The organism is Cloacibacterium sp., from assembly GCF_047601505.1.
Lineage (GTDB): Bacteria > Bacteroidota > Bacteroidia > Flavobacteriales > Weeksellaceae > Cloacibacterium.
In genome coordinates this window covers 2,181,786-2,196,105 of the sequence record NZ_JASGJD010000001.1, presented here as the reverse complement: position 1 = coordinate 2,196,105, position 14,320 = coordinate 2,181,786, and the positions used below count along the sequence as shown (strand labels likewise).

General features: G+C 29.6%; 11 protein-coding genes. 9 read left to right on the top strand and 2 right to left on the bottom strand.

All coding sequences use genetic code 11. From position 1 onward, the window contains the following. Window positions 1–2: 2 nt before the first annotated feature. Complete coding sequence (locus QM746_RS10080) at window positions 3–1,388, bottom strand: exopolysaccharide biosynthesis polyprenyl glycosylphosphotransferase (RefSeq protein WP_414984103.1); 1,386 nt, start codon at window positions 1,386–1,388, stop codon at window positions 3–5. Window positions 1,389–2,086: 698 nt separating this feature from the next. Here QM746_RS10080 and gpmI point away from each other — a divergent pair. From gpmI to QM746_RS10050, 6 genes are all read left to right on the top strand, one after another. Then, window positions 2,087–3,616, top strand: coding sequence for a 2,3-bisphosphoglycerate-independent phosphoglycerate mutase (gpmI, locus tag QM746_RS10075; RefSeq protein ID WP_414984102.1), 1,530 nt, complete (start codon window positions 2,087–2,089; stop codon window positions 3,614–3,616). Between the two features lie 230 nt (window positions 3,617–3,846). Continuing rightward, entirely contained in the window at window positions 3,847–6,399 is a 2,553-nt protein-coding gene (locus QM746_RS10070; protein WP_414984101.1) for an ATP-binding protein, read from the top strand. 67 nt (window positions 6,400–6,466) lie between these two features. Continuing rightward, window positions 6,467–7,132, top strand: coding sequence for a LuxR C-terminal-related transcriptional regulator (locus QM746_RS10065; RefSeq protein WP_414984100.1), 666 nt, complete (start codon window positions 6,467–6,469; stop codon window positions 7,130–7,132). Between the two features lie 98 nt (window positions 7,133–7,230). Beyond that, the gene (locus QM746_RS10060) at window positions 7,231–7,662 is read left to right on the top strand and encodes a BT0820 family HAD-type phosphatase (protein ID WP_414984099.1); all 432 of its coding nucleotides are present in this window, start codon (window positions 7,231–7,233) and stop codon (window positions 7,660–7,662) included. A 77-nt stretch (window positions 7,663–7,739) separates the two neighbouring features. After that, window positions 7,740–8,549, top strand: a complete 810-nt coding sequence (gene map, locus QM746_RS10055; RefSeq protein WP_414984098.1) for a type I methionyl aminopeptidase — start codon at window positions 7,740–7,742, stop codon at window positions 8,547–8,549. 132 nt (window positions 8,550–8,681) lie between these two features. Continuing rightward, the gene (locus QM746_RS10050) at window positions 8,682–9,446 is read left to right on the top strand and encodes a class I SAM-dependent methyltransferase (protein ID WP_414984097.1); all 765 of its coding nucleotides are present in this window, start codon (window positions 8,682–8,684) and stop codon (window positions 9,444–9,446) included. A 79-nt stretch (window positions 9,447–9,525) separates the two neighbouring features. On the opposite strand, the gene QM746_RS10045 is transcribed toward QM746_RS10050, so the two are convergent. Further along, a complete protein-coding gene (locus QM746_RS10045) occupies window positions 9,526–10,035 on the bottom strand; it encodes a hypothetical protein (RefSeq protein ID WP_414984096.1) in 510 nt (169 codons plus the stop codon). Window positions 10,036–10,237: 202 nt separating this feature from the next. On the opposite strand from QM746_RS10045, the gene era reads away from it, so the two are divergent. The 3 genes from era to QM746_RS10030 all read left to right on the top strand — a co-directional run bounded on the left by era (window position 10,238) and on the right by QM746_RS10030 (window position 14,290). Continuing rightward, window positions 10,238–11,113 (top strand): GTPase Era, encoded by an 876-nt coding sequence (gene era / locus QM746_RS10040; protein WP_414984095.1) that lies wholly within the window; start codon window positions 10,238–10,240, stop codon window positions 11,111–11,113. A 132-nt stretch (window positions 11,114–11,245) separates the two neighbouring features. After that, window positions 11,246–11,656 carry a DoxX family protein gene (locus QM746_RS10035; RefSeq protein ID WP_414984094.1) on the top strand — a complete coding sequence of 137 codons (411 nt, stop codon included), beginning with the start codon at window positions 11,246–11,248 and terminating at the stop codon, window positions 11,654–11,656. Between the two features lie 231 nt (window positions 11,657–11,887). Continuing rightward, window positions 11,888–14,290 carry a prolyl oligopeptidase family serine peptidase gene (locus QM746_RS10030; protein ID WP_414984093.1) on the top strand — a complete coding sequence of 801 codons (2,403 nt, stop codon included), beginning with the start codon at window positions 11,888–11,890 and terminating at the stop codon, window positions 14,288–14,290. Window positions 14,291–14,320 lie beyond the last annotated feature (30 nt).

Here is a 14,320-nt window from a genome sequence, read left to right as displayed (position 1 = left end):
TCTTAATATGCTTGTTTATCTCCTTTTATTACATTAAAAACGGTCAAAAATATGATTTTAAAATCTAAAAACAAAGACCAATTTTGAATGTACCATATATCTTTCTTAATTCTCTTATTCATATCCTCGTCTTTATAGATTTCTCCTCTCGCACCCATTACTTGCGCCCAACCGGTAATACCTGGCTTTATAAGGTGTCTTACCATATACTGGTCTAATATTTTTGAATATTTTTTGGTTTGAGATACCATGTGAGGTCTTGGCCCTACAATAGACATATTACCTACAAAAACATTTAAAAATTGCGGAAGTTCATCAATACTTGTTTTTCTTAGAAATAAACCAAGTTTCGTTATTCTATCATCATTTTTAGTGGCCATTTTTTGATTCGCCAATTTGTTCACCTTCATGCTTCTAAACTTTAAACAATAAAAATGTTCATTTTTCAAACCAGATCTCTTCTGAGCAAAGAAAATAGGCCCTTTACTGTCTAATTTTATCAATATACCTAATAGGGGTATAAGCCAAGATAATAAGAAAATAATCACTAAACTAGAAAAAACAACATCAAAGGTTCTTTTAATTAATTGGTTTTCATAGTTTTCAAGTGGTTCTGGCATAGATTTAATAATAGGAATGCCATGTCTCAAATCTAAAGAATCTACGTTATAAGAAAAATGTTTAAAATCTGGTATTAAGTAAGTCCTAATCATTTTTTTATTGGCAATACGCATAATCTCTTCATATAAATCATGATGTAAACTATCATCACACAATACAATATTATCAATTTTCTTAAATTTTAAATCATCAAAAAGCAAATCGAGATTTCCTATGTAAAAATTCTCATTCTCTTTTTCATCAAAATTATAATAACCTTTTATCCCCATACTTTCAGTAATATGAGAATTTGATAATATAAAATTGGTGAAATTATTTTTCCCAATTAAAATAGTATTAACAGGATTCAAAAACTTACTCCTGAATTTTTTCCTAATACCAAAAAGAACAAGTCTTATTAAGAATAAGTACAAGTATAAACTTATAGAAAAGAATATTAAAAATTTAAAATAATTAACACTGTTAATAGGAAGACTTTTATAAAAAACACCTACTGAAATTATGAAAAGTAAATAAGCTTTAGAAAGGTTTCTAAAATGAATTATCGAATCTTCATTAAAAAAACTTCCATATAAATTACTATATTTTGAAATTAAAAACCACAAACCATTAATCATAAAAATCGTATATAGATAATGCAGGTTTTTGAATGGCATCACATCAAAATGAAAATATTTATAGCCTAGATAATAACATATAAGACTGATGCTCAGATAATCACAAACAATAAAGAATATTTTTATTTTTTTTAGAAAAAAAGTCGACATTAGTTTTTACCCTTAGTTTTTTACAAATATACCGTTATTTATATATATTAACAAAATTACACCTCAATACTATCCTGAATTGAATCAATTTAGCACAAATTTAGAATAATTAAATTTAATGAAATTTATTGTATTTTTTTTTGGAATCATGTTATTTGATTAAATATTTAGTTCAAATTTAATTTAAAAATTAAAGTTTGCAAAAATATCAATTAAATTTTTATCATTCATTATTTTGTACACCATCAGGTATTTTTAACATGTAAAAGTCCATTTTCAATTCATGAAACTTCACTTTTACCCTATAGAATTACACTATCAAACATTTTTTGAATTTTTTCATTTTGTAACCTATCTATCCAATTAACAAACAAACCTTTACCTTAATCTTAATTTACATTAATAGCCCTTGTACAATGAGGATGCTTAGAGGTTAATGAAAAGATAGTATTACTTTATTCTAAACTATAGTTAATATATAGTTATAGTATACTAAAGAGTAGTTAAGTTAATATAAGATTCATATCATCTGTGTATCATAGGAAATAAATAATAAACCTACACGAAAGAGAAAATTTAAATCAAATAGTTGAAGTACTAAAGAATAATGTTTTGTTAATTATGACAAAAATCTCATTCATTTAAAAATGTTTAGCATATAAATTTTGTAAATTTGCAGTAATAAAAAATGAACAAAAATGGCTAAAAAGGCAATTCTAGCAATTCTAGACGGATGGGGTTTGGGTACAAACAATAATATTTCTGCTATTTATAAAGCGAATACACCTTTTATGGACTCTTGTCTTAAAAACTTTCCTAATACCACATTAGAAGCTTCTGGCTTAGCAGTAGGCTTACCAGCTGGGCAAATGGGAAACTCTGAAGTAGGACACATGAACTTGGGTGCTGGTAGAGTAGTTTATCAAAATTTGGTAAAACTAAATATGGCAGTAGAAAATGGCAGCTTAGGTAACGAAAAAGGTATCGTAGCAGCATTCGAATATGCTAAAGAAAACAACAAAAAAGTACATTTTATTGGATTAGTTTCTAATGGAGGTGTACACTCACATATCAACCACTTAAAAGGTCTTTTAACTGCAGCTAAAGAATATGGCTTGGACGAAAACGTTTTTGTACACGCTTTTACAGATGGTAGAGACTGCGACCCAATGTCTGGTAAAGGTTTTATGGAAGATTTATTAAATCACATGAAATCTACAACTGGTAAATTAGCTTCTATTGTAGGAAGATATTTTGCAATGGACAGAGATAAAAGATGGGAAAGAGTAAAACTAGCTTATGATGCAATGGTAAATGGAGTAGGAGAAATTACTAAATCTCCAATTGAAGCTATTGAAAAATCTTACGAAAGTGGTGTTACAGACGAATTTTTAAAACCTATTATTATTTCAGAAAACAACCATCTTCCTGTTTCGAAAATAGAAAACGGAGATGTTGTATTTTGTTTTAATTTCCGTACAGATAGAGGTAGAGAGATTACAGAAGTACTTTCTCAAAAAGATTTCCCAGATTTTGATATGCACAAATTAGATTTGTACTATGTTACACTTACTAATTATGACGAAACTTTCCAAAATGTAAAAGTAATTTTTGATAAAGAAGTTTTATCTCAAACAATGGGAGAAGTATTAGAAGGCGCAGGCAAAACTCAAATCAGAATTGCTGAAACAGAAAAATATCCTCACGTTACGTTCTTCTTCTCTGGTGGTAGAGAAAAAGAATTTGTAGGAGAGAGAAGATTGCTTTGCCCTAGCCCGAAAGACGTTCCAACTTACGATTTAAAACCAGAAATGTCTGCTTTTGATATTAGAGATGCAATTGTACCAGAATTAGAAAAAGAATCTGCAGATTTTATTTGTTTAAATTTTGCAAATGCAGATATGGTAGGACACACAGGTGTTTTTGAAGCAGCTGTAAAAGCTTGTGAAGCAGTAGATAAATGTATTGAAGCGGTAGCTACTACAGCTTATGAACATGGTTATGCCGTTTTCATCTTAGCAGACCACGGTAACTCTGATGTAATGATAAACGCAGACGGAACTCCTAATACACAACACTCTACTAATTTAGTTCCGCTAGTGGTGATGGACAAAGAACATACTTGGAATCTTACACCTGGTAAACTTGGTGATGTAGCTCCTTCTATTTTAAAAGTAATGGGAGTAGAAATTCCAGAAATCATGACCGGAAATGTATTAGTATCTTAGAAATTAATTTAATTTCAGTATTTCTTATAAATATTGAAGTTTTAGATTTTTATATCAAAAAAATATTTAACTTTAGCCAACTAACGATTGTTATGTTGGCTATTTTTTTACATATTATCAATCATAAAAGCAGACTTAAATTTCTAGTCAGCATTTTTTGTTTCCTAATTTCAAATAGTTATTATTCTCAAAAAGCTTCCTATTTCGATAACATATCAGAAAATGAAGATTTGCCCAGTAACTATATTTTCAATGCTGCAGAAGACCATAATCATGTCATTTGGTTTGGTACAGACAAAGGTTTAGTAACTTATCAAGATGGAAAATGGTTAACTCTTGATATAGATAACGGAATGCCGGGCAATTATATAAGCAGTTTGGTTTCTGATGAAAAAAATGGGCTCTTAGTATATATTTTAGACAAAGGTCTTTATTACTTCAACACCAATACAAAAACTCTTCTAAAAAAATATAACGAAATTGGTACTTGGAATAGTTTGAAAATAAAAAAAGCGACAAAAGATAAAAATTTAATAATTGTTCATGTTATTTCTTCAACAGGACACCAAAGTTCTTTTTACGCTTTTGATAGAAACAATATCAAAAAATTACTTCCCTTAAAAATCATCAATAATGGTAAAGAAAAATTATTGAGTCTTACTAACGGTAAAATAATCTCCGACTTATCAATTTTTGAAAATCCTGAGAAAATTGAGTTTGAAAATTTCACTTTAGAGCAAAATCCACTTGGCATTATAAGGAAAGAAAACAACAAAATAGTAGATACACTTACTGAAGAAAATGGACTTGCTAGTAATTTCATAAGTGATATCATCAAGAAAAATAATGGAGACGTTTATGTTACCACTTTGGGTGGAGGAATTTCTATTTTAAAGAAAAACAATTCTAAAATCTCTTTTCTTAACAAAAACATCAATGTAAGAGATATCATATGTTCTAACGAAAAAAAATATGTGATTTCTGATGGTTCACTTTATGTGATAAACAAAAATAGAATTGAAAATAAATATTTTTTAAGAAAAGACATTCTAAGCTTTAATGTTTATGGTGATGAACTGTTAGTTGGTAGTTTTGAAGGATTACATTTTTACAAATTAACTCCCAAACCAGTTCTTATTAAAACTTTCCCTATCACTACAGGTATTTCTAAAATATATAAAGAAGGCAAAAAAGTAATTTTTTCGACCTATGGCGAGGGTATTTTTGTACTAGAAAATGGTAAAACAGAAAATTTTGAAAATATTTACTTCAATAATATCGAAAACCTTTTCAATATAACATCTGGTTATGCTGCAACTTCTTATGATTATGGAGCAATTATTTTAGATAAAAAATTCCAACCTATGGCACATCTTAATAAAAACAATGGCTTAGAAAGCAATTTTGTAACATGTGCTTTTTCTGATAATGACACCATTTATATTGGCACTAAAAAAGGATTAACAACTTATTACAAAAACAAAACAATACAAAAATTTACTTCTAAAAAAGATTTTCACGACGATGCAATAAAAAGTATATTTAGAGACAACAAAAAACAAATTTGGATACTTACAGATAAAAATATCTATAAAAAATCGGGATATACTGTAAAACCGCTAGGCTCTCTAAGATTGATAGACGACAACAAAGACCGAATAATACAAGGACAATATTCGGTTAAAGAAAATCAATTGTTTTTGGTGACAAAAAATAAGTTTTCTATCATTAAATTAAATAAAGTAATCCCTAATAAACATACAAATCCTGTTGTTTTAGAAAAGATAATCGCTAATAATGAAAATTTAAATTTAAAAGACAAAATTGTTTTTACTGATAGTGATAAAGATATCTATTTCATTTTCAAATCGGTAGATAAAGAGATTCTTACCCAATCAAAATTATATTATAAAATAAATAAAGATAGTTGGAGACCTTTTAATCAGCCAAGATCACTCAAGTTTTCTCCTTTAGAACGAGGTAATTATACCTTATCAATTAAAGTGATTAATGAAGATGGATATGAAGGTTATTTGAAAAATCCTATAAAATTTAAAGTAATAGGGCCTTTTTATATTAGATGGTGGTTTATTATGCTTACTGGCATTCTTGCAAGTATATTAATCTACAATTATGTAAACGAACAAAACAAAAAGAAATATGTAAAAAGACTCAACTTGCTTAGAGTGAAACATCAGGTAGAAAACGAAAGACGCAGAATTAGTAGAGATTTACATGATAATATTGGTGCTTATGTTACTCGTTTAATTTCTAAAATAGATTTACTAAAAACTGACGCTAATAATATAACAGACGAAAATTGTAACGATGTAAGACTAGATGCAGAGCATATTTTGGCACTTTTAAGACAAACCATTTTTATTTTGGCAAACAAAGAAACTACAATTATTGCACTGTATGATAATTTTAAAACCTATGCGCAGAAATTCTTCCAGACAGATAATATCAAAATTATTTTTGAAGAAAATGCAGAAAACAATAGAAAATTAGACCCAACTACAAGTAGCAGTTTGTATAGAATAATGCAAGAAGCGTTACAAAATATACACAAACACGCTAGTGCAACTAAAGTTGAAATTAATGTAATCTCTAAAGACAAGATAATCATCTTTATAAAAGACAATGGAAAAGGATTTAAAAAAGAAGAATTGAAATTTGGATATGGTCTTCAAAACATGAAAGAAAGAGCATTAGAAGTAGGTTTCAAATTCAATATATATTCGGACAATACAGGTACAATTATAGAATTATACGAAATTTAAAATACGTAATTTGATGTATTGAACCTTAGTTTTACTAAAAGTATTTTTATAAAATAAAAAACTAAATATGATTAAAGTAGCAATAGTAGATGACAATCAAATAAATAGGAAAACAATAAAAGAAAAATTATTGCCATATCAAGATATTCATTTAGTATTCGAAGCGAGTAACGGTGAAGAATTTTTTGACAAATTAAAATATATCCCGAAAGCAGATTTGCCTCAAGTAGTACTAATGGATATAGAAATGCCTGTTTTAGACGGTATAGCTACCATTTCTTCGGCATCTATTAAATATCCCGAAATAAAACACATTGTACTTACCATTTATGCTGATGATGATAAAATTTTTGAAGCCATTAAAGCTGGTGCAAGTGGTTATCTATTAAAAGAAGACAAAGCGATAAATATTGTAGAAGCCATCTCTAATGTTGTAGAGTTTGATGGAATTCCTATGAGCCCTGCAATTGCTAGAAGAGCCATGGAATTGCTAAGAGAAGCTCCAAAACCTGTTGTGCCGGTTCAAAACAATCCAACCGAAAGCCAATTAAGCGACAGAGAAATGGAAATTTTAAAAGAAGTTGTAAAAGGGTACAACCATCAAGAAATTGCAGAAAAACTCTTCATTAGCCCAAACACCGTTAGAACTCATGTTAATAATATTTATAAAAAACTTCATTTGAATTCTAGAAGTCAAATCATGAATTTGGCATATAAAAATAAATGGATTTAATTTTTTTATCCTCCCATTCTATTTGTATATGAAGTGACTGTAGATATACAGTCGCTTTTTTTTATTTTGTATATTTGCACAATTAATTAATCAACCAAATGCTTATTAACAAAAAATTGGCTATAGATTTTGATGGAACCATTGTAGAGGATGCATATCCAGCAATTGGAAAGCCTAAAACTTTCGCTTTTGAAACTCTAAAAAAATTGCAATCTGAAGGGTATAGACTTATTTTATGGACCTACAGAAGTGGTAAATCTCTAGAAGAAGCTGTAGAATTTTGCAGAAAAAACGGATTAGAATTTTATGCAATTAATGCAAGCTACGAAGGAGAAGATTTTGACCCAGCATCTCAATCAAGAAAATTAGATGTAGATTTATTTGTAGATGATAGAAATCTTGGCGGTTTCCCAGGTTGGGGAGAAGTGTATGAAATTATAAAACAGAAAATAGAATTTGGCATTACCAATGGTGAAGTACAAGCCTATTCTAAACTCAAAAAAACAAAAAAGAAAGGTTTGTTTTGGTAACCTTTCAATTTACTTAATTATAAATCTAATCATGTAACAATTTTTAAATTGTTCATTGATAAATTTTTACATTTAAAATGATTATTTTAAAAACAATAGAAGAACTCCGCATTATGCGCGAAAGTGCACAATTGGTTTCCAAAACATTAGGAATGTTGGCAAAGGAAATAAAACCCGGAGTTACCACGCTTTATTTAGACAAATTAGCTCACGACTATATTAGAGACCACGGCGGTTATCCTGGTTTTTTAGGAATGTATGGTTTCCCTAATTCTCTTTGCATTTCTCCTAACGAAGAAGTTGTACACGGTATTCCGAATGAAAAACCGCTTAAAGAAGGCGACATTTTATCTGTAGATTGTGGCGTTTTTATGAACGGCTATTATGGAGACCACGCTTACTCTTTTGAAGTGGGCGAAGTAGCTCCAGAAACCAAAAAATTATTAAAAATCACCAAAGAATCTCTTTACAAAGGCATAGAACAATGCGTTAGAGGAAAAAGAGTAGGAGATATCTCTTTTGCTATCCAAAATTATTGCGAAAAAGAAGGCTACGGAGTGGTAAGAGAATTGGTAGGACATGGCGTTGGTAAAAATATGCACGAAGACCCTCAAGTTCCTAATTATGGTAGAAAAGGAAGCGGAAAAGTACTTAAAGACGGTATTGTTTTGGCTATAGAACCTATGATAAATTTAGGCACAGAGAAAGTAAAATTTCATAATGATGGCTGGACTGTAACTACGCTAGACAATAAACCTTCGGCGCATTTCGAGCACGATGTTACCATTATCAACGGAAAACCAGTCTTGCTTTCTACTTTTAAATACATCTACGAAGCTTTAGGAATTAAAAGTAATGAAGAAGATCCTTTTACAATGGATTTTTAAAAATTTTAAAATCATAAACATAGATATAAGCGGGCTTTTGCCCGTTTTTTTTAGGAATATATTATTTGATTTTTAAGCAAAATTTATTTCAAGAATTGAAAAATAAATTTTTAAATTTGAAGTTTAAATTCAATGAAGAAACTCGCCTCATTTTTACTCAACAAAATACCAAGACCAATGCTTATCAATCTAAGCATTTTTCTTCGCCCACTTATTTATCAATTCTTTAAAGGAAATAATTTTACAGACCCAATAGACGGAAAATCTTACCGAAAATTTCTACCCTACGGCTACGGAAAACAACGCGAAAACGCACTTTCGCCAGGAACTCTCAGTTTAGAACGTCACCGTCAAATGTGGTTGTTTCTACAAAACGAAACCGATTTTTTTACTAAAAATTATAAAGTTCTCCATATTGCTCCAGAGCAAGAATTCTTGAGAAAATTCAAGAAAATGAAAAATCTAGATTATACTTCTGCAGATTTGTTTTCGCCAATTGTAGATGTAAAAGCAGATATTTTGGACTTGCCTTTCGGAGATGAAACTTTTGATGTAGTAATTTGCAACCACGTTTTAGAACACATTGAAGACGATAGGAAAGCAATGAGCGAACTTTACAGAGTAATGAAAAAAGGAGGTTGGGGAATTTTACAAGTTCCCATGAAAAATTCTCTCGAAAAAACGTACGAAGATTTCACAATTACAGACCCAAAAGAAAGACAAAAACATTTCGGACAGTACGACCATGTTCGTTGGTACGGAATGGATTATTTTGATAGATTAAAATCTGTTGGTTTTGATGCAGAAGCTAATTTTTATTCTCAAAAATTCAGTGATGCAGACATCAAAAAATTTGCTTTAAATAGAAATGAAATTTTGCCTGTCGTAAGGAAGTAGTTTTATATTTTAAAAACCAATTTTATTAACTCTTTTGTTAAAAACTTCTTCTAATTCTAAAATTTTTTCATTATCAACATTAGTTTTTAGATCTTACCAATTTACTCACAAAATAAGAACCATTTTTGTAAGCAGGATGAGAAATATTATCCGAAGACATTACACCCATTCCTTTCAGAATTAAAGTATCTCCTTTCATAGAACATTTGAAAGTTGCTATTCCATTGGTAAACATAGGATTCATTGCAAATTTAGCTTTAGTAGTAAGGATAGAATCTTTCAATTCGTAAGTTCCGCTATTCACAATAGATTGATTAAATCTTGCTAATTTCAAACTGTCCGTCATTGCCCAATTTCTAGATTTTGAAACTTGAGTTGTCCAACAAAAGCTATAATTTTTATTCATAAAAAAAGCATGACTTTCTATTGGGAAAACTTTTGAAGAACTACCGTCAGATTTAATGGTTTGTACTTCTACAATAGTCCAAGCTCCATCTACCGATATTTTTTTAGAAAAAGTAAAACTAAGAAAAGATAATATTGCTAAAATAAAAATTGTATGAGGCAACTTGAATAATTTATTTTTCATATTAAAAATGTTTATCGTGTTAAAATTATAATAATCAATTTTTTATAAAAATTTCAATTTGCAAATTACTATAAAATTGTTTATTAATTTCAAAAATAATAAATCTCTGTTCACAAAGCTATTTTCCGTACCTTTGCAAAAAATCAATAATACTCATTTTATATTTTGATTTTTAAATTTTAACTTTTTTGAATTTTATATAATGCACAAAGCAGGATTTGTAAATATAGTAGGAAAACCAAATGCAGGAAAATCTACTCTTCTTAATCAATTGATGGGAGAGAAGCTTGCAATTGTTACCCAAAAAGCACAAACTACTCGCCACAGAATTTTCGGGATTTATAACGAAGAAGAGGTACAAATTGTATTTTCTGACACGCCAGGTGTTCTAGAACCTAAATACGAATTACAAGAAAAAATGATGGATTTTGTAAAGGATTCTTTGCAAGATGCAGACATTTTTCTATTTATTGTAGATGTTACAGACAAAGAAGAACCTAATGAATTTTTGGTAGATAAACTCAATAAAATCCCGGTTCCGGTGCTGCTATTGCTCAATAAAATGGATGTTTCTAACCAAGAAGTTTTGGTAGAAAAAGTAGAGTATTGGCACAAAAAAATAGAAAAAGCAGAGATTTTACCAATTTCGGCATTAGAAGGTTTTAACACCGAATTAATTTTACCTAAATTAAAATCACTTTTGCCCGAAAATCCTCCTTATTACGACAAAGAACAGTTTACAGATAAGTCTGAACGTTTCTTTGTAAACGAAACCATTAGAGAAAAAATCTTATTGAATTATGACAAAGAAATTCCTTATTCTGTAGAAGTAGTAACAGAACTTTTCAAAGAAAAAGAAGGCATTATTTTTATAGATTCTATTATTTACGTAGAAAGAGATACCCAAAAAGGAATCTTAATTGGACATAAAGGTGAAGCCATAAAAAAAGTAGGAACTGAGGCCAGAATAGATTTAGAAAAATTCTTCGATAAGAAAATACACATCAATCTTTTTGTGAAAGTGAAAAAAGATTGGCGAAAAAATGAAAGAGACCTCAAAAATTTTGGTTATAGATAGATTAAAACTCAACGAAATGTTGAGTTTTTTTATTCATAATCAAAAAATTATAATCTCAAATTGATAAAATGCAGTTTTATATACTCAAAATTTAAAATATATTTTTTATTTTTGAGAGTCTAAAATTTGAGAATGAATAATTTTAATTCAACAGGTTATAACAAAACACTGTTAGATTGGGCTTTGCTTGCTCTTCGTATTTTTGTAGGAATTGGTATGCTTACTCATGGTTTTCCAAAATTAATGATGTTGCTTTCTGGCAAAATAGAATTTATGAGTTTCTTTGGTATAGGAGTAAAAACCTCTCTTATATTGGCTGTTTTGGCAGAAGTTCTTTGTTCACTTTTTGTTTTAATGGGGCTTTTCACCAGATTTACCGTTATTCCGCTTATTGTTACCATGTTGGTTGCAGTATTTATTGTACATGGAAACGATGCTTTTGCGAAGCAAGAAATGGCTCTTCTATATCTATTTCACTACATCCTTATTTTTGTAGCAGGACCAGGAAGTATTTCTATTGACAGAATGATTAACAGAAAATAAATACAAGACGCTTTTTGGCGTCTTTTTTTTGTTCTTTTTCGTAAAAATAAATATCGAACATTTTTTAATATTGTCCGATATTTTTTTATTTCATTTTTTAAAACAAAGGTTAAATTATAGAAATTGAAATAAAATTCTATAAAAATTGTAACTTTCAAAAAAATAAAACCACTAATTTGTAAATTCAAAACTAAAAAGTAAAAAATCAACTTTAAATCTAAAATTTATTATATGAGATCTATTAAAATTTCTGTTTTATTTCTTGCATTATCTGTTTTTGGGTTTTCGCAAGAAAATTTAACTTATCAAAAGCCTTCTGCCGAAATTTTGCAGTTAGCAGATTATACCAGAACGCCTGCTGTATCTATGAATAGTAAAAAAGATTGGCTTCTTTTTTCATACAGACCTACTTATAAATCTTTAGACGACCTTAACCAAGAAGAAATGAAATTGGCAGGTTTACGTGTTAATCCTATCACCAATATTTCTAGCACTACTACTTATATTAATAATTTAAAAATTAGAAAATTTAACGAGAAACAAGAAACCCAAGTAATTGGTTTGCCTAGCAATCCTAAAATTTCTAACATTTCTTGGTCTCCAGATGAGAAAAAAATAGCGTTTACCAATACTACAGAAAAAGGTTTAGAACTCTGGATTTTAGATGTAGAAACCAGAACAGCAAAAAAAATAACTTCAGATAATCTTAATGCCAATTTAGGTTCGCCTTATGTTTGGTTTAGAAATTCTCAAGATTTACTAATTAGAAAGCTTCCAGCAGATAGACCAGCTTTGTTAAATGAAAAGAAAAATCTTCCTACAGGTCCTATCGTTTCTAATGCTGATGGAAAAGTTTCTCAAAACAGAACGTATCAAGATTTATTAAAAAATCCAATGGACGAAGCTAATTTTGAAACTCTTACTAAAGCTGAATTGGCAAAAGTGAGCCTTAACGGAACTGAAACTCCTTTTAAATCTGCTGACATCTATGCAGGATTGCAATTTTCGCCAGATGGTAATTATTTAATGATTACAACCATTAAAAGACCTTTTTCTTATATTGTTCCTTTACAAAGATTTCCAATGACAACAGAAATTTTCGATACAAAAGGAAATCTTGTAAAAACCGTAAACGAAGTTCCGCTAAACGAAATTATGCCAAAAGGATTTTCTTCTACCAGAACAGGAAAAAGAAATATGTCTTGGAGAGCAGATAAACCTGCAAGTTTGTATTTTGTAGAAGCTTTAGATGGAGGAGACCAAAGCAAAAAAGCAGATTATAGAGACGAAGTTTTTTCTTGGGATGCTCCTTTTTCTGATGCACCTACTTCTCTTATGAAAACCAAACAAAGATTTGCGGGCATACAATTCGGGAATGACGAAAATGCTGTGGTAATGGATTCTTGGTACGATACTCGTTCTCAAAAAACCTATATTTTAAATCCAAAAACGGGAGAAAATAAAGAAATTTCAGATAGAAATTTTCAAGATGTTTACAACGACCCAGGAAATTTTCAGACAGATAAAAATGAATTCGGACAATATGTAATTACAATAAAAAGCGGAAAAGCTCATTTAATAGGAGATGGTTTTACCAAAGATGGTCAGTTTCCATTTATAGACGAATTTGATTTTAAATCTTTACAAAAGAAAAGAGTTTACACCTCTAAAACTCCTAATATTAAAGAAGATATTATAGATATTGTAGATCCAGTAAAAGGAATGGTTTTGGTAACTCAGCAGTCTAAAAATCAATATCCTAATTATTATTTAAGAAATATTAAATCGAATAAAGTAGAAGCAGTAACTCAATTTGCAAACCCTTTTGCGAGCATTGCAAATGTTTATAAAGAAGTTATAAAATACAAAAGAAACGATGGAGTAGAGCTAAAAGGAACGCTTTATTTACCAGCAAATTACGATTTTAAGAAAAAACAAAAATTACCACTTTTAGTTTGGGCTTATCCTGAAGAATTTAAAGACAAAGCAACTGCCGGACAAAACACTGCCAATCCTAATGAATTTACCTTCCCAAGCTATGGCTCGTTTATTTATTGGGTTACCAAAGGTTATGCGGTTTTAGATGATGCTAGTTTCCCTATAATTGGTGAAGGAACTACAGAACCGAATGATACTTTTATACCGCAATTGGTGGCAAATGGTAGAGCTGCAATAGATGCTGTAGATAAATTAGGATATATTGATAGAACTAAAGTTGCAGTTGGAGGTCATTCTTATGGTGCATTTATGACGGCAAACCTGTTAACTCATTCTAACGATTTTGCCTGTGGAATTGCTAGAAGTGGAGCTTATAACAGAACACTAACTCCTTTTGGCTTCCAAAGTGAGCAAAGAAATTATTGGGATGTTCCGAATGTATATAGCGAAATGTCGCCATTTATGAATGCCAACAAAATGAAAAAACCAATTCTTTTAGTTCATGGTGAAGCAGATAATAATCCAGGAACGTTTACTTTACAAACAGAACGTTATTTCCAAGCCTTGAAAAACTTAGGAGCACCAGCCAGAATGGTAATTCTTCCTAAAGAAGCTCATGGTTATGTAGCCAAGGAAAATATTTTACATTTACTTTGGGAACAAGACCAATTTTTAGAAAAATGTTTGAAAAAATAATTAAAAAGGCGCTAAAAAGCGTCTTTTTTT

Bases quoted from the DNA above. Each gene is read 5' to 3' on its own strand.
- QM746_RS10080 (WP_414984103.1), bottom strand. From the start codon at position 1,388: ATGTCGACTTTTTTTCTAAAAAAAATAAAAATATTCTTTATTGTTTGT.
- gpmI (WP_414984102.1), top strand. From the start codon at position 2,087: ATGGCTAAAAAGGCAATTCTAGCAATTCTAGACGGATGGGGTTTGGGT.
- QM746_RS10065 (WP_414984100.1), top strand. From the start codon at position 6,467: ATGATTAAAGTAGCAATAGTAGATGACAATCAAATAAATAGGAAAACA.
- QM746_RS10060 (WP_414984099.1), top strand. From the start codon at position 7,231: ATGCTTATTAACAAAAAATTGGCTATAGATTTTGATGGAACCATTGTA.
- map (WP_414984098.1), top strand. From the start codon at position 7,740: ATGATTATTTTAAAAACAATAGAAGAACTCCGCATTATGCGCGAAAGT.
- QM746_RS10050 (WP_414984097.1), top strand. From the start codon at position 8,682: ATGAAGAAACTCGCCTCATTTTTACTCAACAAAATACCAAGACCAATG.
- QM746_RS10045 (WP_414984096.1), bottom strand. From the start codon at position 10,035: ATGAAAAATAAATTATTCAAGTTGCCTCATACAATTTTTATTTTAGCA.
- era (WP_414984095.1), top strand. From the start codon at position 10,238: ATGCACAAAGCAGGATTTGTAAATATAGTAGGAAAACCAAATGCAGGA.
- QM746_RS10035 (WP_414984094.1), top strand. From the start codon at position 11,246: ATGAATAATTTTAATTCAACAGGTTATAACAAAACACTGTTAGATTGG.
- QM746_RS10030 (WP_414984093.1), top strand. From the start codon at position 11,888: ATGAGATCTATTAAAATTTCTGTTTTATTTCTTGCATTATCTGTTTTT.